This is a genomic window from Labrenzia sp. VG12 (assembly GCF_002237595.1).
Taxonomy (GTDB): Bacteria; Pseudomonadota; Alphaproteobacteria; order Rhizobiales; family Stappiaceae; genus Roseibium.
The window spans coordinates 3,509,047-3,528,929 of record NZ_CP022529.1 but is presented as its reverse complement, the minus strand read 5'-3'; the positions used below and the strand labels follow the sequence as shown (position 1 = coordinate 3,528,929).

20 protein-coding genes are annotated in these 19,883 nt (G+C 60.4%); 11 read left to right on the top strand and 9 right to left on the bottom strand.

Annotation, left to right across the window (positions count from 1 at the left end; genetic code table 11):
- Window positions 1-407: 407 nt before the first annotated feature.
- The 3 genes from CHH27_RS16300 (at window position 408) to CHH27_RS16290 (ending at window position 1,938) form a co-directional block, all read left to right on the top strand.
- Window positions 408-1,217: an N-formylglutamate amidohydrolase gene (locus tag CHH27_RS16300; protein ID WP_094072521.1), complete on the top strand. Its 810-nt coding sequence runs from the start codon at window positions 408-410 to the stop codon at window positions 1,215-1,217.
- 43 nt (window positions 1,218-1,260) lie between these two features.
- Complete coding sequence (locus CHH27_RS16295; RefSeq protein ID WP_094072520.1) at window positions 1,261-1,557, top strand: DUF1244 domain-containing protein; 297 nt, start codon at window positions 1,261-1,263, stop codon at window positions 1,555-1,557.
- Between the two features lie 114 nt (window positions 1,558-1,671).
- Entirely contained in the window at window positions 1,672-1,938 is a 267-nt protein-coding gene (locus CHH27_RS16290) for a DUF2312 domain-containing protein (protein ID WP_094072519.1), read from the top strand.
- Window positions 1,939-2,015: 77 nt separating this feature from the next.
- On the opposite strand, the gene CHH27_RS16285 is transcribed toward CHH27_RS16290, so the two are convergent.
- A complete protein-coding gene (locus CHH27_RS16285; RefSeq protein ID WP_094072518.1) occupies window positions 2,016-3,824 on the bottom strand; it encodes a DUF882 domain-containing protein in 1,809 nt (602 codons plus the stop codon).
- A gap of 332 nt (window positions 3,825-4,156) precedes the next feature.
- Complete coding sequence (locus tag CHH27_RS16280) at window positions 4,157-5,710, bottom strand: sigma-54 dependent transcriptional regulator (protein ID WP_198338236.1); 1,554 nt, start codon at window positions 5,708-5,710, stop codon at window positions 4,157-4,159.
- A 195-nt stretch (window positions 5,711-5,905) separates the two neighbouring features.
- On the opposite strand from CHH27_RS16280, the gene CHH27_RS16275 reads away from it, so the two are divergent.
- The 5 genes from CHH27_RS16275 to CHH27_RS16255 all read left to right on the top strand — a co-directional run bounded on the left by CHH27_RS16275 (window position 5,906) and on the right by CHH27_RS16255 (window position 11,340).
- A complete protein-coding gene (locus tag CHH27_RS16275; protein ID WP_094072517.1) occupies window positions 5,906-7,726 on the top strand; it encodes a M3 family oligoendopeptidase in 1,821 nt (606 codons plus the stop codon).
- 34 nt (window positions 7,727-7,760) lie between these two features.
- A complete protein-coding gene (locus CHH27_RS16270) occupies window positions 7,761-8,639 on the top strand; it encodes a DUF3445 domain-containing protein (RefSeq protein WP_094074807.1) in 879 nt (292 codons plus the stop codon).
- A gap of 98 nt (window positions 8,640-8,737) precedes the next feature.
- A complete protein-coding gene (locus CHH27_RS16265) occupies window positions 8,738-10,117 on the top strand; it encodes an AarF/ABC1/UbiB kinase family protein (protein ID WP_094072516.1) in 1,380 nt (459 codons plus the stop codon).
- Between the two features lie 174 nt (window positions 10,118-10,291).
- Complete coding sequence (locus tag CHH27_RS16260; protein ID WP_094072515.1) at window positions 10,292-10,573, top strand: aa3-type cytochrome c oxidase subunit IV; 282 nt, start codon at window positions 10,292-10,294, stop codon at window positions 10,571-10,573.
- A 95-nt stretch (window positions 10,574-10,668) separates the two neighbouring features.
- Window positions 10,669-11,340, top strand: a complete 672-nt coding sequence (locus tag CHH27_RS16255; RefSeq protein ID WP_198338235.1) for a pseudouridine synthase — start codon at window positions 10,669-10,671, stop codon at window positions 11,338-11,340.
- Between the two features lie 11 nt (window positions 11,341-11,351).
- Here CHH27_RS16255 and CHH27_RS16250 read toward each other — a convergent pair whose 3' ends face one another.
- Both CHH27_RS16250 and rpsU read right to left on the bottom strand, forming a co-directional pair.
- Window positions 11,352-12,215 (bottom strand): tetratricopeptide repeat protein, encoded by an 864-nt coding sequence (locus tag CHH27_RS16250; RefSeq protein ID WP_247646118.1) that lies wholly within the window; start codon window positions 12,213-12,215, stop codon window positions 11,352-11,354.
- A 158-nt stretch (window positions 12,216-12,373) separates the two neighbouring features.
- The gene (gene rpsU / locus CHH27_RS16245; RefSeq protein ID WP_008188883.1) at window positions 12,374-12,601 is read right to left on the bottom strand and encodes a 30S ribosomal protein S21; all 228 of its coding nucleotides are present in this window, start codon (window positions 12,599-12,601) and stop codon (window positions 12,374-12,376) included.
- A gap of 401 nt (window positions 12,602-13,002) precedes the next feature.
- Between rpsU and CHH27_RS16240 the strand changes: the two genes are divergently transcribed.
- On the top strand, window positions 13,003-14,400 hold the full coding sequence (locus CHH27_RS16240) for an MATE family efflux transporter (protein ID WP_094072512.1): 1,398 nt from the start codon (window positions 13,003-13,005) through the stop codon (window positions 14,398-14,400).
- A gap of 124 nt (window positions 14,401-14,524) precedes the next feature.
- On the opposite strand, the gene CHH27_RS16235 is transcribed toward CHH27_RS16240, so the two are convergent.
- The 3 genes from CHH27_RS16235 to CHH27_RS16225 all read right to left on the bottom strand — a co-directional run bounded on the left by CHH27_RS16235 (window position 14,525) and on the right by CHH27_RS16225 (window position 16,479).
- A complete protein-coding gene (locus tag CHH27_RS16235; protein WP_094072511.1) occupies window positions 14,525-15,619 on the bottom strand; it encodes a 5-(carboxyamino)imidazole ribonucleotide synthase in 1,095 nt (364 codons plus the stop codon).
- A 34-nt stretch (window positions 15,620-15,653) separates the two neighbouring features.
- Window positions 15,654-16,142 (bottom strand): 5-(carboxyamino)imidazole ribonucleotide mutase, encoded by a 489-nt coding sequence (gene purE, locus CHH27_RS16230; protein WP_094072510.1) that lies wholly within the window; start codon window positions 16,140-16,142, stop codon window positions 15,654-15,656.
- Window positions 16,143-16,272: 130 nt separating this feature from the next.
- Window positions 16,273-16,479, bottom strand: coding sequence for a YdcH family protein (locus tag CHH27_RS16225; protein ID WP_094072509.1), 207 nt, complete (start codon window positions 16,477-16,479; stop codon window positions 16,273-16,275).
- Between the two features lie 65 nt (window positions 16,480-16,544).
- Between CHH27_RS16225 and CHH27_RS16220 the strand changes: the two genes are divergently transcribed.
- Complete coding sequence (locus CHH27_RS16220) at window positions 16,545-16,805, top strand: hypothetical protein (RefSeq protein WP_094072508.1); 261 nt, start codon at window positions 16,545-16,547, stop codon at window positions 16,803-16,805.
- Between the two features lie 125 nt (window positions 16,806-16,930).
- The gene (locus CHH27_RS16215) at window positions 16,931-17,110 is read left to right on the top strand and encodes a YdcH family protein (protein WP_094072507.1); all 180 of its coding nucleotides are present in this window, start codon (window positions 16,931-16,933) and stop codon (window positions 17,108-17,110) included.
- 189 nt (window positions 17,111-17,299) lie between these two features.
- Here the strand turns inward: CHH27_RS16215 and CHH27_RS16210 are convergent, their stop codons facing one another.
- Together CHH27_RS16210 and CHH27_RS16205 are read right to left on the bottom strand one after the other, a co-directional pair.
- On the bottom strand, window positions 17,300-18,940 hold the full coding sequence (locus CHH27_RS16210) for an acyl-CoA synthetase (protein ID WP_094074806.1): 1,641 nt from the start codon (window positions 18,938-18,940) through the stop codon (window positions 17,300-17,302).
- 93 nt (window positions 18,941-19,033) lie between these two features.
- Window positions 19,034-19,801: a sulfite exporter TauE/SafE family protein gene (locus tag CHH27_RS16205; RefSeq protein WP_094072506.1), complete on the bottom strand. Its 768-nt coding sequence runs from the start codon at window positions 19,799-19,801 to the stop codon at window positions 19,034-19,036.
- Window positions 19,802-19,883 lie beyond the last annotated feature (82 nt).

The following is a 19,883-nucleotide window of genomic DNA, read 5'->3' as shown; positions in this document are numbered from 1 at the left end:
ATATGCAGTCGTTCACTTTGCTGCTTCACAGACATTCGCTTTTTGCGTGGACAAGGGGGACTTGTCAACGTCGTTAACAGGATCCGGAAGCTTTCGCCCAAACTTGTTTCCCAAACCGCCCGTTCATTTAGCCCAAATGGACGGCCCCATCTCCTATGTTGCCAGAAATGGGGCGGGAACATGGCCGAACCGCCTCAGAATGAATTTCGCTGTCAATAAAGCGTATACAATGGAGTGACCTCCTTGGCAAAACTACCTGTGTTTAAATGGCAGACTTCTTTGCCAATTTGGAAAACTCTCCGCGTCGCGGCCAATGTGAACGAATTGGGTCTTGGTTCACAACTCGGTTTGACGTAAACCTGACCGCCTGCATATCGCAGGCCGCATAAATTTCCACGAAGAAAGAAATGATAGAAACTGCAGCCGCCTCTGGCGTGGCGTTTGAGCCAACCGAATATATTAACGGCAACGCGGATAGCGGCCTCTTGCTACTGTGTGATCACGCCCGCAACACGGTGCCGCCCGGATATGGCGACCTGGGCGTGCCGGCGGAGCAGTTCGAACGTCATATCGGTTATGACATCGGCGCCAGGGCGGTGACAGTCGAACTGGCGCAGCGGCTCAAGGCCCCGGCCTGCCTGACCACTTTTTCCCGCCTTCTGATCGACCCCAACCGCGGCGACGATGACCCGACCCTGATCATGCGCCTGTCGGATGGCGCGGTCGTTCCGGGCAATGCATGGGTGGATGCTGCCGAGCGCGCCCACCGGATTGCGACCTTTCACAAGCCTTACCACGACCTGATCGACCAGACGCTGGATGTGATGGTCGCCAAGGCGCCGCCGCCGGTTATTGTGTCCATTCACAGTTTCACACCGGTCTGGCGCGGCGTGCCGCGGCCGTGGCACGTCACAGTGCTGTGGGACAGCGATCCGCGCGCCGTGCGGCCGATGCTGGACGGGTTGAGGGCTCAGGAAGACCTTGTTGTGGGCGACAATGAGCCATATGACGGCGCTCTCAAAAACGACACAATGTACCGGCACGCATCGCGCCGAGGGCTCGCGCATGTGCTTCTGGAACTGCGCCAGGATCTTATTGCAGATCAGCCGGGCGCCCTGGAGTGGGCGGACCGTCTGGAGCCGATCCTGAAAACCATTGCCAGCAACCTGGAGTGCCGGCGTATTCAGCATTTCAAGTCGCGCAGCGACACGGAGTGAGCGTCCTTCGGGAGCGCTGACCGGAGATCAAGGAGATCTGGGCATGGATGAACAAACCAAACTGGAACTGGAAGCCGCTGTATTCCGCCGTCTTGTGGATCATCTGCGCAGCCGCACGGACGTGCAGAATATCGACATGATGAATCTGGCGGGCTTTTGCCGCAACTGCCTGTCCAACTGGTATCAGGACGCTGCAGCTGAAAAGGGCCTTGAGCTCGACAAGGCGGGCGCCCGGGAGATCGTTTACGGCATGCCCTATGACGACTGGAAAAACAAATACCAGACCGAGGCCAGTGCCGAACAGAAGGCGGCGTTTGAACAGAACAAGCCGCAGCACTGAGGCCTCTTCCGGCGCTGTTGCGTCTGGAATGAAAAGCAATCCCAACCTCTGCGGCCCTTTGACGGGCTGCGCAATCCGACAGCAAAGAAGCAAGAACAAGGAGATCTTGAAAACATGTCCGATCCGGGTGGAGTGGCAGCCGATCAGCTGCGGGCATTCGTGGAGCGCATCGAGCGCCTGGAAGAAGAAAAGAAGGTCATTGCCGACGACATCAAGGATGTCTACGCGGAAGCCAAGGGCAACGGCTATGACGTGAAGATCCTGCGCAAGGTGGTCAGCCTGCGCAAGAAACAGCCGCATGAGCGCGAAGAGGAAGAGGCCGTTCTGGACCTTTACATGCACGCGCTCGGCATGGCCGGCCCGGCAATGCCGGAAGGCTAGGTCGTCGCGCAACAGCGAACAGCAAAAGAGCGGCTCTCGGGCCGCTCTTTTTTGTTGGTCTGAGGGTCCCGACTGCGTTAGCGGGCGAACCGGACCGGAAGCACGATCACGGCCGGACCACCGTCGAACCGGTCGGTGCGCAGGCCTCCATTCGGACTGGAGTCGAAGCTTGCTGCGACGAAGCGGTTGCCCGGTTTCATGACGTTTTTCAGGGCGCGCTGGTTGGGATGGCTCAGCCAGGCGAATGTCTTGTGTCGTGTGGTGCCGACCCCGGACAGGAGCGTCGGCTCTGACTTGTCCGGCAGGCTCGCAAATCCGGCGAGCGGATCGACGATCTGATCACGCGGGATACGGCCGGAGACGGTCGGGCGCGCCGACGTACCTGCTGCGGTGCCGGCACTTGCCGTCGTCGCGGGCCGCTGCTGCGGACTTACGGACGGACGCAGGGAGCGGCTCAGGCTGGGCGGCGTCGCTGTTGCCGATGCATAAGCCAGCGTTGTGCCGGCGCGTGGTGCGGGAACAGGCGAGGGCACGGCAGTGCCGGTCGCAGCTGCAATGGCTGCCACCGGATCGTCCGCCGGGGCCGCTTGAGGAACCGGAACGCCTCCGGTCTGCCCAAGAGTTGCGGCGGCAATCTGCGCGGCCTCGCTCAGGCCCGTATTGGGCTTCTGGGCCGGGGCCCGGGCGACCTGAAAGCGGCTGTCGAGCGTCTGGTTCGGCAGGGCCGGCTGTCCGGATTCCAGCGCAACGCGCTGTGCGTCAAGCGTGTTGGGCGCAGGTGCAGGCGCCGGAGTGACGGCGGGAGCTGCACTCGCAACAATGGTCGGGGTCTCGTCCACAGGCTTGAGGGTGGGAGCCGCGCTGGCCACAAGGGTCGGTTCCGCAGCGGGAGTTTCCGGTTCCGCGGCCAGCACCTTGCGGCCTGGAACGGGCGGGTTCTCGATGACCGGGGACACTCTTGCCGTCAGGTTTGCCGGCGGCTGATTGCCGACGGCACCGGGGCGCTGTGTGTCGCGTTCATTGCTCTGGCCACCGCCGAACAGGCTTGCGAAAAGATTGCCGCCACCTGAGGAATTCGACTCGCGCGTGGCGGTTGCGTTTGCCGGGGCGGGCAAGGGTTTGCCAGGGTTGGTCAGGTTCTGGTTGCGCGTGCTGGGCGTGGAGCGATTGTTCGAAGCGACAATTGTCGGCCGGGAGCTGCGCGATTTCTTGGATTTGCTTTCGGCAAGAGCAACCTTGTAGCCGCTCATAGGCTTGCCGTCCCGCGGAATGTGCAGGGTCTTGCCGTTCGGAAAGACCTTGGCCAGCTGCGACCGGCTCATCTTCGGCCAGTGGCGGACGCTGCCTGTGTCCATATGCACAAATGGTGAGCCTGAACGCGGATAATAACCGACACCGCCAACCTGCTTGCGCAGGCCCGTAGCCCTGAGCTTGGCCAGATTGACGCCTGGAATGTAGAAGTCCATTGCCTTGCCGAGCGTGTGCTGGCTGTTCTTGGCAACACCGCGCGAGCGCTTGCGCAACATGTTGTTGGTGGCCGGCGAACGGTAGCTCGAGACGACGTGAATGTAGTCCCGCGCGCCGACTTTCCGGTAGACTTCCCAGACGAGATCCAGGAGTTCCGGATCCATTTTGATGATTTCGTTCCGGCGCCAGTCGCGCAGGAAGCGGTTCGCTTCGCGCAGACCTTCGGGAATATAGCGGCCGTTTCTCTTGAAGGTGATCGAGACACGCTCTTTGGTATGCGTGTTGTACAGCTTGAGCGTACGGGTCTCGGCCTGGGCCGCTACCGTCAGGCAGAATGACGCAACCGCAAACGCGCCCAGTGTTGCCAGGCCACGCTTCAGCCATCCGACGGCGTCGAAATCAACTAACCGTTTACGCAATCTCTATCTCGCCGTTTTCGAGGGCTTTCACCCATCCCGTGCTCCCCAGCAGGAGATATATCCTAGCCGGCGCAAGTTAAGAAGTTTTTACCCTAAATTCGCTTGCGTGATAATCGTGGCAGTAATGCAACGACGCAAGTCAAAGAGGGTTTTTTCAACCAACGCGCTGGATATCCGCAGATTGCGTCAAAAAATGGTCCAAATCCAGCGGGGCGGCCATGATTTGCCTCAATTGCCCGGTTGGCGCGCAGGAACGCCCGATGGCGCCGTCCGGAAGCGGGAGGTCGACGCACCGGTGGTTGTGTCTCAGGGGCAAAATTCTGCAGGGCGGATCAGGCGGCGTCTTCCTTGCCGCCCTCCTCAAGCCCGTATTCCTTGAGCTTGCGATAAAGTGTGGACCGGCCGATGCCAAGCCGCTTGGCGACTTCGGTCATTCGCCCTGAATAGTGATTGATGGCTGCACGAATCAGTTCTTCCTCGATGTCGGTCAGTTTGCGGACATGTCCTTCCTGATCGAGATTGCGCATGAAGCCGAAGGGGGCCGCTCCTTCAAATCCGGTTTGTGAGGGCGGCGGCGGGGGCGTCGGTGCCGGTGCAGTCGCGACCGGAACACCTGGGGACATGGCTGGTGCCGCCGCCGGCGTCTCGGAGATCGCCGGTGCCGGGATGGGGGACACTGACACAGGCTGCTCGGTAGCGGCCGCGATCTGCGGGAAGTCATTGATGGTCAGCTGTGCCCCATCGCACAGAACCACGGCGCGGAAGACGGCGTTTTCAAGCTGCCGGATGTTTCCGGGCCAGTGATAGGCCTGCAGCATGGCCAGCGTATCCGGTGTGACGCCGGCCACTTGCGGCTTGCCTTCTTCCGCGGCAAAGCGGGCCAGGAAATGACGGGTCAGGGCCGGAATGTCCTCGCGCCGGTCGCGCAGTGGCGGGATCCAGATCGGGAACACGTTAAGCCGGTAATAGAGGTCTTCCCGGAAGACGCCTTCCTTGACCTGATCGATCAGGCGGCGGTTGGTGGCGGAGATCAGCCGGAAATCCACCTTGACGGGGCGACGTGCCCCGATCGGGTCGATTTCATTTTCCTGGATCGCGCGCAGCAGCTTGACCTGAACTTCCTGCGGCAGTTCGCCGACCTCGTCGAGAAACAGCGTGCCGCCATGGGCTTCCTGGAATTTGCCGACATGTTTGTCGACCGCACCGGTAAAGGCGCCCTTCTCGTGGCCGAACAGGATCGATTCGACCAGATTGTCGGGAATGGCGCCGCAATTGACGGTCACGAGCGGCTTGGACTTGCGGTCGCTCGAGCCCTGAATGGCGCTTGCGATCATTTCCTTGCCGACGCCGCTCTCGCCCTCGATCAGGATCGGAATGTTGGAGGCGGCGGCCCGCTTGCCCAGGTCAATGACCCGTTCCATGGCGGCCGAATGGGTTATGATGTCGCTGAAGGTCAGCGTGCCCGAGGCCTTGCTGCGGATGCGCGTGATCTCGCCTTCCAGAGCCGAGGTCTTGAGGAGATTGCGAATCGATACGTTGAGCCGTTCCGGGGCAACCGGTTTGACGGCAAAATCCTGTGCCCCGGCGTTCATGACACTGACCACGGTATCGATGCCGCCATGGGCTGTCTGCACGATCACCGGTGTGGCTATCTTGTCGCCGCGCAGCCGCTCCAGAACACCAAGACCGTCGAGCTCCGGCATGACCATGTCGAGAATGATCAGATCGATCTCGCTGGCCTCGGGACCTGTCATGATGCGCACGGCTTCTGCGCCGTTCTCGGCGGTTTTCGACCGGTAGCCGAATTTCTTCACCGCCTCCTGCAACAGTCTGCGCTGGATCGGATCATCGTCAACGATGAGAATCTTGCCGCTCAGTGCCTGCATTTTTGGTTCACTGTCCCGAATTGTCTCGTTTCGAGCCATTCTGGTCGCAGTTGAGTAAACAAATCGTCCAAGCGGGGCCAAAAAAAAAGTTTATAGAGATTGATTGCAGCAGCGGCTTTCTCCGGCCTACTAATTCCAAAACCGCTACACGCCGGCCAAGGGGCCGGTCTCCGGCTATCAGAGAAGAACAGCTTCATGACGAAACCCGTTTTTGCCCCCCAGTCTTCAGCCGCCACAGACCTTGGCAACCTGCCGGAATGGGATCTGACGGATCTCTACCCTGCCGTCGATTCTCCCGAAGTCACGGCCGATCTGAAGGAAATCCTGGAGCGGGCCAAGACGTTCGAAGCATCCTACAAGGGGCGCCTTACCCAACTTGCCACCGAAAACGTCTCCGCTCTGGTCACGGCAATCCGAGCCTACGAAGAGCTGGAAGACGTCATGGGCCGGCTGATTTCCTTTGCCGGGCTGATCTATGCGGAAAACACTGTGCGGCCGGAATCGCAGAAATTCTACGGTGATGTGCAGGAGCAGATCACGACGGCCAGCACGCATCTCCTGTTTTTCACGCTGGAGATGAACACGGTGGAGGACGACGTCATCGAAGCGGCGCTGACGGACCCTCACTTCGGCCACTACCGGCCGTGGGTCGAGGATCTGAGAAAGGGCAAGCCCTACCAGCTGGAAGACCGGGTCGAGCAGCTGTTTCACGAAAAATCCGTGACCGGATCAAGTGCCTGGAACCGGCTTTTCGACGAGACCATGGCCTCGCTCACCTATGACGTGGACGGGGAGCTGCTGGCCATCGAGCCGACGCTCAATCTGCTGGTCGACCCGGATCCTGAAAAACGCCGCAAGGCCGCTGGTGCGCTGACAAAGACCTTTTCGGATAATCTCAGCACCTTCACGCTGATCACCAACACACTGGCCAAGGACAAGGAAATCTCCGACCGCTGGCGGAACTTTTCCGACATTGCCGACAGCCGGCATCTGTCCAATCGGGTCGAGCGGGAAGTGGTTGACGCCCTGGTGGCCGCCGTGCGCGACGCCTATCCGCGTCTGTCGCACCGGTACTACAAGCTCAAGGCCAAGTGGCTGGGCATGGACCAGCTCAACACCTGGGACCGGAACGCACCGCTGCCGGATGCCGATACGCGCGTCATTCCCTGGTCAGAGGCCAAGGAAACGGTGCTCAACGCCTATTCCACGTTTTCGCCGGACATGGCCGAGATCGCGGCGCGGTTTTTCGACAAGGGCTGGATCGATGCGCCCGCCCGTTCCGGCAAGGCGCCGGGCGCATTTGCGCATCCGACCGTCCCGAGCGCACATCCTTACGTGCTCCTGAATTATCAGGGCAAGATCCGCGATGTAATGACGCTGGCGCATGAACTGGGCCATGGAGTGCACCAGGTCCTGGCTGCGCCCAACGGACCGCTGATGGCGCCGACGCCCTTGACGCTTGCGGAAACTGCCAGCGTCTTCGGCGAAATGCTGACCTTCAAGTCGCTGCTTGCCACGGCGGACAATCCGCAGACCCGCAAGATCATGCTGGCGTCCAAGGCGGAGGACATGATCAACACGGTGGTGCGACAGATCGCCTTCTACACGTTTGAACGCAAGGTCCACACGGAACGGCGCAATGGCGAACTGACGGCGGACAAGATCGGTGAGCTTTGGCTGTCGGTCCAAGGAGAGAGCCTGGGACCGGCCATCAAGCTGAACGAAGGCTACGAAACCTTCTGGACCTACATTCCGCATTTCATCCATTCGCCGTTCTATGTCTATGCCTATGCCTTTGGTGACTGCCTGGTGAACTCGCTTTACGCGGTCTACGAGGACGCGGACGCCGGCTTCCAGCAGAAGTATTTCGATCTTCTGAAAGCCGGTGGTACCAAACACCACTCGGAGCTGCTCGCACCGTTCGGCCTCAGCGCTTCCGACCCGGACTTCTGGAAGAAGGGTCTGTCGGTGATTGAAGGGCTGATCGACGAACTGGAAGCCCTGGAACAGGCATAAGACGCGGATTGGCGAGTTGAAGCCCGAGGATACCGTGTTTCGTCACACACCTTACGACGGCACGAGCCAGCCCTTCACGGTCGGCCTGAAGCCGGTCGCCGAAGAGGACTGGCTGGACGTTGATTCCGGCCTGGCGCGGCAGCTTGCCGAGAAGGAACGTCTTTTCAAAGAGGCGCGCGACGCGGTCTTTCGGGCAGAACCGCAAACCGAAGCGGCTCAAAGGGAAGTGCTTGATCTGGTGGTTGGCCATCTTCAAAGGCACTGCGGAGCAAGTCACCAGGTTGGCACGGATGTTGTCATGCTCGCCGACACCGGACGGCAGGTCTCTCTCAATGAGGGGCCCGATCTGCTGACCGCCGCGCGACTTGTTCAGGAAGACCTGGTTCTGATGCGTCCTGGTCCGGACGGATACAGGCTGGTGGCCGCAGCCCTGTGTTTTCCTTCCTCCTGGTCTCTGGCGGAAAAATTCGGTCTGTCGATGACCGGTATCCATGACAGCGTGCCGGGCTTCAACGGCAGCCGGATGGGGCAGATGGTGGCGCGGATCTTCGACAATCTGAAAACGGGTCAGGTGCTTTGCAGGTTCAACTGGTCGGTCTATCCCGACGGAGAGCTGCACCATCCCGAACCGCGCCAGATCCAGTTGGCAACCGAAGAAGATGCCCTGGCGCGCCTGTTCCTGCGCGTCGAAAGGCAGACCCTGATACGCTTGCCGGGATCGGGAGACATCCTGTTCACGATCAGGATCCATCATGATCCGTTGGCCGTTCTGGAGCGCCAGCCCGACAGGCGGGAGATCGCAGCCGGTCTGCGAGGACAATTGCTAGCGCTGGATCCGGCCCAGCTGGCCTATAAGGGGCTGGTGACTACGCGGGACGGGTTGGCAGATGCCTTGGCGGCGGTCGCAGACTAGGTGCGGCACCATGGCGGCTGGTCCGGTTGGACGTCCGCGCCGTAATGCTTATCTAGAGTGATGACACCGACATCGGTCCGACGGGAGCAGGTTCATTCATGGCAGACAGCAAAGACCGCGAAAGCAACCGCTTCAGCGCCCGTATGGGGCGCTATGCCAGGGTCGGTACCAACATGGGCGGGATCGCGGCCAAGGTTGCCGGAGCGCGGCTGTTCGGCATGGAACTGGACAATGCCAAGAATGCTGCTGAACTGGCCGAAGCGCTTGGTGGTCTGAAAGGACCGCTGATGAAAGTGGCCCAGCTTCTGTCGACCATCCCTGATGCCTTGCCGCCGGAATACACGACGGAACTGGCAAAGCTCCAGGCAAGTGCCCCGCCCATGGGCTGGGCATTTGTCAAACGGCGCATGCGCGCCGAACTCGGCGCGGACTGGCAGAAAAGGTTCGAGGAGTTCGGCCGGGAACCGGCTGCCGCGGCATCGCTCGGCCAGGTGCACCGCGCCACGGCCCATGACGGCCGGGTGCTGGCCTGCAAGCTGCAATATCCGGACATGGCATCAGCGGTGGAAGCCGATCTGAAACAGCTTCAGATGCTGTTCTCGCTGCACCGGCGCATGAGCCCTGCCATCGACACACGCGAGATCGCCAAGGAGATCAGCGCGCGGGTGCGTGAGGAGCTGGACTATGGCCGCGAGGCAGCGCATATCGCGCTTTATCAGCAGATCCTGAAAGATGCCGAGCAGATCCGCGTGCCAGAGGTGGTGCATGACCTGTCGACCAAGCGGCTTCTGACCATGGGCTGGCTGACGGGCAAGCCGTTGCTCGACTTCAAGGAGCACAGCCAGGAGGACCGCAATCTTCTGGCACGGACCATGTTTCATGCCTGGTGGCACCCGTTCAGCCATTTTGGCGTGATCCACGGCGACCCGCATCTCGGCAACTACACGGTGTTTGAAACCGGCGGAGCGCCGGCGGGCATCAACCTGCTCGATTATGGCTGTATCCGGATATTCCCCGAAGTCTTCGTGGAAGGTGTGGTCGAGCTTTACCGGGGACTTCTGGAAGAGGACAACGACCGGGTTGTCGCGGCCTATGAACGCTGGGGCTTCAAAAACCTGAAGAAGGAGATCATCGAGGTCCTGAACATCTGGGCACGGTTCATCTACGGGCCGCTGCTGAGCGACCGGGTGCGCTCGATCGCGGACGGCGTCTCGGCCGCCGAATATGGCCGCAAGGAAGCCTTCCGGGTGCATTCGGCCCTGAAGGAGCTCGGGCCGGTCACGGTGCCGCAGGAATTTGTCTTCATGGACCGGGCCGCCATCGGCCTTGGCGGGGTGTTCCTGCATTTGCGGGCCGAACTGAATTTCTTTCAGCTGTTCAACGAACAGATTGACGGATTTGACGCACAGGTGGTGCGCAACCGGCAGGACAACGCCATGCAGGCCGCCGGGCTCGCCACTGCCTCCAACGCCGCCTGACCCGGTGTCTGCGAAGCAGTCCTGCCAACAAATCCGCCCTTCCGAGGCGACAATCTTTGCCGGCTGCCAAAAAGTCGCGTTTTTTGAAGCTGAAACTTCCTTTCAGATGATTGCCCAATGGGCGCGCTTTATTGTAAGAAGGCTGCCGACTTACGAATTTTTCTGGGGGACTTCATGTCTGACGAAAACGCGCCTGCAATGGACTATGCCGCTCACGAAGCCACCTATGAGGGGTTCATCAACTTCTCCAAGGTTGGCACAGTTGCCGTTCTGACCATTGTCGTGTGCCTGATCATGTTCGGTTTCGGCGGCACCGCGGCCGTTGTGTTCGGCTGGCTGATGCTGTTCGCAATGCTGGTTTCTTCCGCCATTGGCCTGGCACTCGGCGCTTCCGGCTGGATCCCGCCCACGGTTGTTTTCGGTCTGACCTGCGTTCTCGCGGTCCTGACCGTCTGACATCCCCGTTTCTTCGGCGTCTCCGAAGGTCAAGGCGCGGCGCAAGCCGCGCCTTTTGTTTTGTCTGAACGCAAAGTGCTTTAAGAGCATCGTCCATGTCACAGCCAGTGCCCGTGCAATTTGTCTATGATCCTCCGATGGAGCCGTATCTCACGGTTCTGCACGCGGATGACGATCTGCTGGTAATCGACAAGCCGAGCGGGCTCTTGAGCGTTCCGGGCAAGGCGCCGGAGCATGCCGATTGCACCGAGCGGCGGGCCCGGGAGACCTATCCGGAGGCGCGCATCGTCCACCGGCTGGACATGGATACCTCCGGTGTGATGGTCCTGGCGATGAATGCCGCGGCGCACCGGCATCTCGGCTTGCAGTTTGAACGGCGCAAGACGTCCAAAACCTATCTGGCCGAGATCTGGGGGCAGCCGGACGCGGAGGAGGGGGAAATCGACCTTCCGCTTATTTGCGACTGGCCGAATCGACCCAAACAGATGGTGAGCCACGAGTTCGGAAAACCGGCCCTGACCCGCTGGCAGGTGATCTCACGCAGGGAACGGACGGCACGTGTGCGGCTGTTTCCGCATACCGGCCGGTCACATCAGCTCAGGGTGCACATGCTGGCGCTGGGGCATCCGATCATCGGCGACCGGTTCTACGCGGACGGGGAGGCGCTTGCGGCCTGCGAGCGCCTGGCATTGCATGCGGAAAGTCTGGAGCTGCATCATCCGACCGGTGGCGACCGGATCCTCTTTCAGGCCGCTTGCCCGTTTTGAGCGGAAGCTGATCAGCCGCGGTTGAGGCGGCTGAGACCGTCGCGGGCGACCTGGTTGGAATTGTCCAGTGTCATGGCGCGGGTGAAGTTGCGGCGCGCGTCGGTGGTCTTGCCGAGCTGTTCCAGCGCCAGGCCCCGGTTGGCCCAGGCAACAGACGACTCCCGGTCCAGATTGACGGCCATCGAAAGATCGGAGAACGCGGCATTCGGGTCGTTTACGGCGAGATAGGAAATGCCGCGGGCAATATAGGGCGCGCTGGCTTTCGGATTGAGACCGATCGCGGTGGCGAAATCCTCGATAGCCTGCTGGTTCTGGTTCTGTGCCTGATAGATCAGGCCGCGATTGTAGAAGGCACGGGCATCTGAACTGTCGCGGGCGATGACGGAATTGAAATCGGCCAGCGCGGCGCTGTAATTACCCTGCTGCCGGTAGATGTTGCCGCGGCCGACATAGGCCACGTCATAGTCCGGCTTGATGTTGATGGCGCGGGTATAATCCGACACCGCCTCCTGGGTCCGTCCCATGCGGCGGTAGACCAGGGCCCGGTTGGCGTAGGTCTGGTAGGACTGCGGGTTCAGCTGCAGGGCGCGGTTGAAGTCTTCAACGGCATTGTCCAGCTTCCCGGCCTGGCCATAGGCAATGCCGCGGGTGCTGTAGGCAGTCGCATCGGACGGATTGGCCTCGATCACCGCGCTCAAGGAGGCAATGTTGGTCGCCGAGCCGGCAGAGGTATTGACCGGAACGTCGTTATAGACACCTGACGTGTTGCAGGCCGCCAGAAGGGTTGCCAGGCTGAGCAATGCGGCGTGAGGCAGGAACTTGCGCATGCGGCACATGTGATCTCTTATCGTCAAGTGAATAAACATGCCGTTCATGTGCCTCCAATTGGGCGGTAATGTGACTGTTACCGCGGCACGCCGCTCAGTTTAAAGCCTTCGTTGCAAAACGCCAAAAAGCCGACCGGGACGCGGTCGGCCTTACGGCAATCTTGTCGAAAGTGGCGTTTGTTGCCGCCAGGCGCACTCAAGCCGACTTAACGGCGAGCGGATTTGCCCGGCAGAAGGCCTTCGCGCTGTGCCCGCTTGCGAGCCAGCTTGCGCGCGCGGCGAATGGCTTCAGCCTTTTCACGCGCCTTCTTTTCAGACGGTTTTTCAAAGTGACCGCGAAGTTTCATTTCACGGAAGATGCCTTCGCGCTGCATCTTTTTCTTCAGCGCCTTCAGCGCTTGATCGACATTGTTGTCGCGAACCAGAACCTGCACGCGTTTTTTCCCATTTTCGATGCGCCGCGGCCAATCCGCAGCCAGTATGGACTTTGAGTTTAGCGAGGTCTGGCCAGCTTTGGTGCGACTGCTCCGAGGCACGCAGTCAACACTCACCGATACGATCGATGTACCGAGCATTCACATGTGTACAGGAACCTGATCGCCGCTGACGCGTCGCTCACTATTGGCGGGCTACATACCAGAGCAATCTGGCCGTGTCCACAGTCATTCGCAAAGAAACGTGCTCAAACGGCCCGAGAAACCGGGGTGCTTTCGGGCGCCACGGCGTGAGAAGGGGTGTGGACTTCGGTGCTTAGGGGGATTAGAGGTGGAAGCCTCACCCGCCAGACCAATCATGATTATAAAGTTGCGGGTTTGCCCACATTTTGGAGGAAACGATGGCGCAGAACGCGTCAAGGGTGCCCGATTCGGAGCAGAACACTTCGCTTTGGCGCAGTGATATTCTGCCCACTCTCTCGCTTGGCCTGCCGCTTGCCGGAGCGCAGTTGGCGCAGATGGCAATCAACACGACCGACGTTCTGATGATCGGTCGGTTGGGTGCAGAGGAATTGGCTGCTAGCGTGCTGGCATTCAATTTCTACATGCTGTTGTGGTTTTTCGGCATGGGCGTGCTGCAGGCGGTGATCCCGCTGGCAGCTCGGGCGCGCGGTCAGCGCAAGCCGCGTGACTTGCGCCGCGCCGTGCGCATGGGCTTCTGGATCTCCGTGCTGTTTTGTCTTCCTGTCTGGGTCGTTCTTTTCTTTGTAGAGCCGATCCTGATCGAGCTTGGCCAGGAACCGGAACTGGCCGAACTGGCCAGGATCTACATGCGCTACCTGCAGTGGACGATGTTGCCGGCGCTCCTGATCATGGCCATTCGCGGTTTTCTCACCGTCATGGAAAAAACGCAGGTCGTGCTCTGGGCGACGATCGCAGGCGCCGTGGTCAACGCGATCCTGGACTACCTCCTGATATTCGGGCATTTCGGCTTTCCCAGGCTGGAACTGGTTGGCGCGGGCGTTGCCTCCGTTTTCAGCGCGACAACGACCTGCCTGTTCCTGTTCGCCTATACGCTGCTGCATCCAAGACTGCGCCGGTACAATATTCTGGGCCGCATCTGGCGCTCCGACTGGCCGGTCTTTTTCCAGATCGTCCGGATGGGGACACCAATTGCGTTTACGATCATTGCCGAGGGCTCTCTGTTTGCCGCCTCTGCCATCATGATCGGCTGGCTTGGAACGCTGCCGCTCGCCGGGCACGGTATCGCGCTGCAAATCGCTTCGATCACATTCATGGTTCCGGTTGGTCTCTCGGTCGCCGCCATGACGCGCGTCAGTCTTGCGGCCGGTCGGGGAGATCATGCCGGCGTCGGCCGCGCCGGTTGGACCTCGCTGGCCGTGACGGTGTTGTTCATGGGCTGTTTTGCAATCCTGTTCTGGACGTTTCCGGAAACCCTGGTCGGTTTTTATCTCGACCTGGACGACCCGGAGGCGCAGGACGTCCTGGCCTATGGCGTGTCGTTCCTGCTGGTGGCCGCGATTTTCCAGCTGGCAGATGGTGGCCAGATCATTGGTGTGAGCAACCTGCGCGGACTGGGCGATACCACCATCCCGCTCTTCTACGCCTTGTTCGGCTACTGGGTGGTCGGCATCAGCCTGTCGCTCGGTCTGGGCTTTCTGGCCGGCTGGGGCGGTGTTGGCGTCTGGGTGGGGCTGGCCGGCGGGCTGGCATCGGTCGCGGTTCTTGCCAACCTTCGTTTTTCGCGCAGGGAAAAGCTCGGTCTTGTGCGAGGCTGAGTGATCAGCCGGTCAAGGCCGTTCACTCAAGTCAGGTCGACCTTCCGGACCAGCACGCAGCGTCGCGGCATGTGTCCGGAAGGACTGATCAGGCTGGCCTGTGCGATCGGTGACCGCCGATATCTCAGACTGACTGTTTCGAGATCCGGTTGACATGGCCCATCTTGCGGCCTTCGCGGGTTTCCGCCTTGCCGTAGAGATGCAGACGGGAAGCCGGCTCGCGCAGAACCTCCTGCCAGCTGTCGGCATCGAAGCCGATCAGGTTCTCCATGACCGCGTCCGAGTGCCGGTCCGCGGAGCCGAGCGGCCAGCCGGCGACCGCACGGATATGCTGGTCGAACTGCGAGCAGAGGCAGGCATCCTGGGTCCAGTGACCGGAATTGTGCACCCGGGGGGCGATCTCGTTGACCAGCAGCCGTTCGCCTTTTTCGTCGCGAACCAGGAACATCTCGACGCCCATGACCCCGACATAATCAAGACCCGTAACGATCTTCTCCGCCATGGCGCGTGCCGTCGAGGCCGTTGCCTCCGTGACGCCGGCCGGCACCGTCGATGTCTTCAGGATGTGGTTTTCGTGGTGGTTGCGGGCAATGTCGTAACAGGCGGTGTGGCCGTCGACGTCGCGAGCCACAATCACGGAGACTTCGCAATCAAAGCCGATCAGCTGCTCCAGAACCATAGGCACGGCGCCAAGCGCGTCGAAGGCGCCGTCGGCATCGTTGGTGCTGCGGATCATCTTCTGCCCCTTGCCGTCATAACCAAAGCGGCGGGTCTTCAGGACGCCTGCGCCACCGAACCGCGCAACGGCCGCGTCGAGATCGGCCTGGGACTGGATGTCGGCGTAATCTGCAATGGCAACGCCGGCGCCGGACAGGAACTGTTTTTCCGACAGACGATCCTGGGCAACTTCCAGGGCGCGCACGCCGGGGCGGACCGGGACCCGCGCATCGAGATGGGCGGCCGTCGCACCGGGAACGTTTTCAAACTCGTAGGTGACGGCTGCAACGGAACTGGCAAACAGGTCGAGCGCGTCGGCGTCTTCATAGGGTGCGACGGTAAAGGTCTCGCTGACATCGAAAGCGGGGCTGGCCGGATCGGGGCAGTAGATATGGGCCTTCAGGCCGAGGCTGGCCGCCGACTGCGCCAGCATGCGGCCGAGCTGGCCGCCGCCGAGAATGCCTATCGTGTCGCCTGGGGCCAGCCGGGGTGTGTCGCTCATGTCGGACGGTCCTGTTATTGCCGGTCTTACGGGGTCAGTCGTCGGTCGGGGCCTCGGCCACCGCAGCCGTGCGGTTCGATCGGTACGTGTCGAGTGCGTCGGCGACGGCCTGATCCGTCAGGCCGAGCACGGCGGCGGCCAGAAGGGCTGCATTTGTGGCACCAGCCTTGCCGATTGCCAGCGTGCCGACGGGAATGCCTGCCGGCATCTGGACAATGGACAGAAGACTGTCTTCGCCGGACAGCGCCCGGCTCTCGACCGGAACACCGAAAACGGGCAGCGGTGTCAGCGAGGCGGTCATGCCAGGAAGGTGGGCAGCGCCGCCGGCGCCTGCGATGATGATCTTGAACCCTTCCGCCTTGGCGCCTTTGGCAAACTCATACATGCGGTCGGGTGTGCGGTGGGCCGAGACGATCCGCGCTTCGTAGCTGACCCCCAGCTGATCAAGCGTATCCGCCGCGTGTTTCATTGTCGGCCAGTCCGACTGACTGCCCATGATGATTGCGACATCCGCTTGTGCCATTTCACGCTCCAGGTTCCGGCGGGCTCAGAAGAGCCGCGGAGTATAGGCAGCAACGGCCACATCGCAAGCGCGAATCGCCGGAAACGGGGAATTTTTGAAATAGAGGACCAGGCCGCTCAGAGCGTGGCAATCAGGCGATGATGTCCGGGAACAGCTGGTCTTCCAGAACGGAGATCCGATCCTTGATCATCAGCTTCTTCTTCTTCAACCGTTGCAGCTGCAGAACGTCGTGGTTGGACGTTGCCGCGAGTGCTTCGACGGCCACGTCAAGGTCCCGATGCTCCTGCCGCAGCTGCGCCAGTTCCATACGCAAGGTTTCACTGTCCTGTTGCGCCATTCATGTCCCCCAAAACAGGACGATAGTCCTAATCCATTTCACCGAACTCGGGCAAGATAGCATCTTTGGCAGATGCGCGTCCGGAATTTGCAGCCAGATCTCCTCAGGGCATTGGGGACGATCCGGAAATACGGCTGGGCAAGGCTTTGGCAAGACGCATCAGCACCGGATTTGTCGTGCAAATTGCTGCAGTTGAAAATGGTCCGGCCGGAAAGGAACTGCGAAAAAAGCGCGCGGGGAAAAGTTGTGAACTGGCAAATCTTTCAAGGGGAATTTTCGTGAGTTTTGAACTGGTTAATTCCACGCCGCTTTTTAGGGTTTCGTAAGGATAGTCGCCAGAATGCATTATTTGACGGCGAAACGCTTCAGGTATGCGGAATCTGCAATCGACAAGGCCGGAATTTCTGTGGCACGATGAAGATGTTGAGCCAACAGACAGGAGGTTTTTTCCATGTCAATGCAGTCGCATCTCGCAGAACTCGAGCGCCGTCACGCGGAAATGGAACGCAGGATTGAAGACGCTCTGTTGCATCCGAGTACTGACTCCCTGGAATTGGCTGACATGAAACGACAAAAGCTCAAGATCAAGGACGAGATCGAGCGAATACGGCAAGATGTAACGCTCCACTAGGCGGACATGCCATAAAATCAAAACGCCGCGCTTTGCGCGGCGTTTTTGTTTTATTTGTATAGTGCGTATAAGGGGAAAGCATCGAGTTGCTTCGAAAATGCAGCATGCGCCCAGCCACTATACTTATCCTGAGGAGGGCTGCAGGATGACGATTTTTTCCGGGTGAGGGTCTGCTCGTTCTCGAAAAATCTAGAGAGCCTTTGCCTGTTCCCGGAGCGCGAATTTCTGGATCTTGCCGGTGGATGTCTTGGGCAGGTCGCAGAAGACGATGGTCCTGGGGGCCTTGAAGCCGGCCAGATGGTGGCGGCAGAAGGCGATCAGATCCGCTTCGCTGGCCGACGATCCGGGTTTCATCTCGACAAAGGCGCAAGGGGTCTCACCCCATTTCTCGTCCGGACGGGCAACCACTGCGGCGGCCGTGACATCGGCATGTTTGTAGAGAACCTCCTCCACCTCGATCGAGGAGATGTTTTCCCCGCCAGAGATGATGATGTCCTTGGACCGGTCCTTCAGCTGGATATATCCGTCCGGGTAAAGCACCCCGAGGTCGCCTGAATGGAACCAGCCGCCCTTGAAGGCCTTGTCGGTTGCTTCCGGGTTTTTCAGATAGCCTTTCATGACAACATTGCCGCGGAACATGACTTCGCCAAGGGTCTCGCCATCTGCCGGTACCGGCTCCAGCGTTTCCGGGTCGAGCACCGTCAGGTCCTCCAGGGCAACGTACCGCACGCCCTGGCGTGCCTTTTTCTGGGCCTGTTGATCGGAGGCAAGCGCGTCCCATTCCCGTTTCCAGTCATTGACGACTGCCGGACCGTAGACCTCCGTCAGGCCATAGAGGTGGGTGACGTTGAAACCGGCCGTCTTCATGGCCGCCAGGACGCTTTCCGGCGGCGGTGCTGCCGCAGTGAAGAATTCCACCTCGCGGTCCAGGTCCCGTTTGTCTTCCGGGGCCGCGTTCAGGAGTGTGGACATGATGATCGGAGCGCCGCAGAGATGGGTGACATCCTCGTCGGCAATCAGGTCCCACATGGTTTTCGGCCGCACCCATCTGAGGCAGACATGCGTGCCGGCGACGAGTGACAGCGACCAGGGAAAACACCAGCCATTGCAGTGGAACATCGGCAGCGTCCACAGATAGACGGGGTGTTTTGCCATTGAAGCGGTGATGACATTGGCCTGGGCCAGCAGATAGGCACCGCGATGATGGTAGACCACGCCTTTCGGGTTGCCGGTGGTTCCGGATGTATAGTTGAGCGTGATGGCGTCCCATTCGTCTTGCGGCAGGGCCCAGGCAAATTCCGGATCGCCCGATTGCACAAAGGCCTCGTAGTCGATTTCTCCGAGACGCTCGCCGTCCTGGGGAAATTCCGGATCGGAATAGTCGATCACCGTGGGCGAAACGGATGCCAGAGACAGGGCTTCCTTGACCACTGTTGCGTATTCCCGGTCGGTGATCAGCACCTTGCAATCGGAGTGATCCAGCTGGAAGGCAATGATGGCCGCGTCCAGGCGTGTGTTCATCGAATGCAGCACGGCACCGGCCATCGGCACGCCGTAATGCGCCTCCAGCATCGGCGGCACGTTGGACAGCATGACGCTGACCGTATCGTTCTTGCTGACGCCAAGCCCGGTCAACGCCGAGGCAAGCCGGCGGGCACGATCATAGAAGGTGCGATAGTCGGTCCGCTGGTTGCCATGGACGATCGCGATGGTTTCGGGAAAAACATCTGCCGCTCGGGCAAGGAAGCTGAGCGGGCTCAGCGCAGCGTAGTTGGCCGTGTTTTTCTCAAGCCCCTGCGTGAACGGGTTGGCAGCAGCGTCCATGGTCATCCTCCCGGCGTTTTTCTCATGAAAACCGGAAACCATTTCCTGTGCAATTCGCCTTGCGGTTAGCCTCGTCGAATTTGCGTCACACCAACTTTTTCATCCCGCCAGCAGGCCCATCAGGCCGTCATAGGCAAGCTTTGCGCCGATCAGCCCCATGAAAATGTAGATGATGGCATAAAACGTATCCGCCTTGACGATCTTGACCAGCTGGACCCCGACCAGGGTGGCAATCAACGCGACCGGGAACAGCGTCACCGAAGTCGACAGGTTGGTCGTGTCGAACTGCCCGAGCAGGAAATAGGGCACGAGTTTGATCGCATTCACGGTTGCGAAAAAGATGACGGCGGTGCCGGCAAACAGCAGGGGTGCCAGGCGAAGCGGCAGCATGTACATCTGGAAGGGAGGGCCGCCCGTGTGGCTGATGAAGCTGGTGAACCCGGCGACGGTTCCCCAGAACGTGCCCTTGGGCAGATTGTGGTTGGCAGCCCCGGTTGCCTTGCGTTGCTTGAAGACATAATCGGCGACAAAGGCGAGTGACATCACGCCGATCAGAAACAGCACGAAGTCATCGTTGACATAGGCCGCCGTTGCCCAGCCGATGCCGATCCCCAGGACGGCGGCCGGCAGCAGGATGACGAGGCATTTCCAGTCCGCGCGGCCCTTGTAGGCGAGCAGGGCCACCACATCCATGACGATCAGGATCGGCAGCATGATACCGGCGGCCTGGAGCGGTGAAATCACCAGAGACATGATGGGCACGCCGAGCATGGCGAAGGTGCCGCCGAAGCCGCCCTTGGACAAGCCGACAAAAAACACCGCCGGAATGGCGGCAGCATAGAACCAGGGATCGGCAATCGGGGTCATGGGCAGCAGTATCGCGATGAAAATTCAGAAGGGGCGGGCAGACAATCACGCCAGAAGGTTTACGTAAAGTCCCGACCGTCTA

Bases quoted from the DNA above. Each gene is read 5' to 3' on its own strand.
- CHH27_RS16300 (WP_094072521.1), top strand. From the start codon at position 408: ATGATAGAAACTGCAGCCGCCTCTGGCGTGGCGTTTGAGCCAACCGAA.
- CHH27_RS16295 (WP_094072520.1), top strand. From the start codon at position 1,261: ATGGATGAACAAACCAAACTGGAACTGGAAGCCGCTGTATTCCGCCGT.
- CHH27_RS16290 (WP_094072519.1), top strand. From the start codon at position 1,672: ATGTCCGATCCGGGTGGAGTGGCAGCCGATCAGCTGCGGGCATTCGTG.
- CHH27_RS16280 (WP_198338236.1), bottom strand. From the start codon at position 5,710: ATGCAGGCACTGAGCGGCAAGATTCTCATCGTTGACGATGATCCGATC.
- CHH27_RS16275 (WP_094072517.1), top strand. From the start codon at position 5,906: ATGACGAAACCCGTTTTTGCCCCCCAGTCTTCAGCCGCCACAGACCTT.
- CHH27_RS16265 (WP_094072516.1), top strand. From the start codon at position 8,738: ATGGCAGACAGCAAAGACCGCGAAAGCAACCGCTTCAGCGCCCGTATG.
- CHH27_RS16260 (WP_094072515.1), top strand. From the start codon at position 10,292: ATGTCTGACGAAAACGCGCCTGCAATGGACTATGCCGCTCACGAAGCC.
- CHH27_RS16255 (WP_198338235.1), top strand. From the start codon at position 10,669: ATGTCACAGCCAGTGCCCGTGCAATTTGTCTATGATCCTCCGATGGAG.
- CHH27_RS16250 (WP_247646118.1), bottom strand. From the start codon at position 12,215: ATGAACGGCATGTTTATTCACTTGACGATAAGAGATCACATGTGCCGC.
- CHH27_RS16240 (WP_094072512.1), top strand. From the start codon at position 13,003: ATGGCGCAGAACGCGTCAAGGGTGCCCGATTCGGAGCAGAACACTTCG.
- CHH27_RS16235 (WP_094072511.1), bottom strand. From the start codon at position 15,619: ATGAGCGACACACCCCGGCTGGCCCCAGGCGACACGATAGGCATTCTC.
- purE (WP_094072510.1), bottom strand. From the start codon at position 16,142: ATGGCACAAGCGGATGTCGCAATCATCATGGGCAGTCAGTCGGACTGG.
- CHH27_RS16225 (WP_094072509.1), bottom strand. From the start codon at position 16,479: ATGGCGCAACAGGACAGTGAAACCTTGCGTATGGAACTGGCGCAGCTG.
- CHH27_RS16215 (WP_094072507.1), top strand. From the start codon at position 16,931: ATGTCAATGCAGTCGCATCTCGCAGAACTCGAGCGCCGTCACGCGGAA.
- CHH27_RS16210 (WP_094074806.1), bottom strand. From the start codon at position 18,940: ATGACCATGGACGCTGCTGCCAACCCGTTCACGCAGGGGCTTGAGAAA.
- CHH27_RS16205 (WP_094072506.1), bottom strand. From the start codon at position 19,801: ATGACCCCGATTGCCGATCCCTGGTTCTATGCTGCCGCCATTCCGGCG.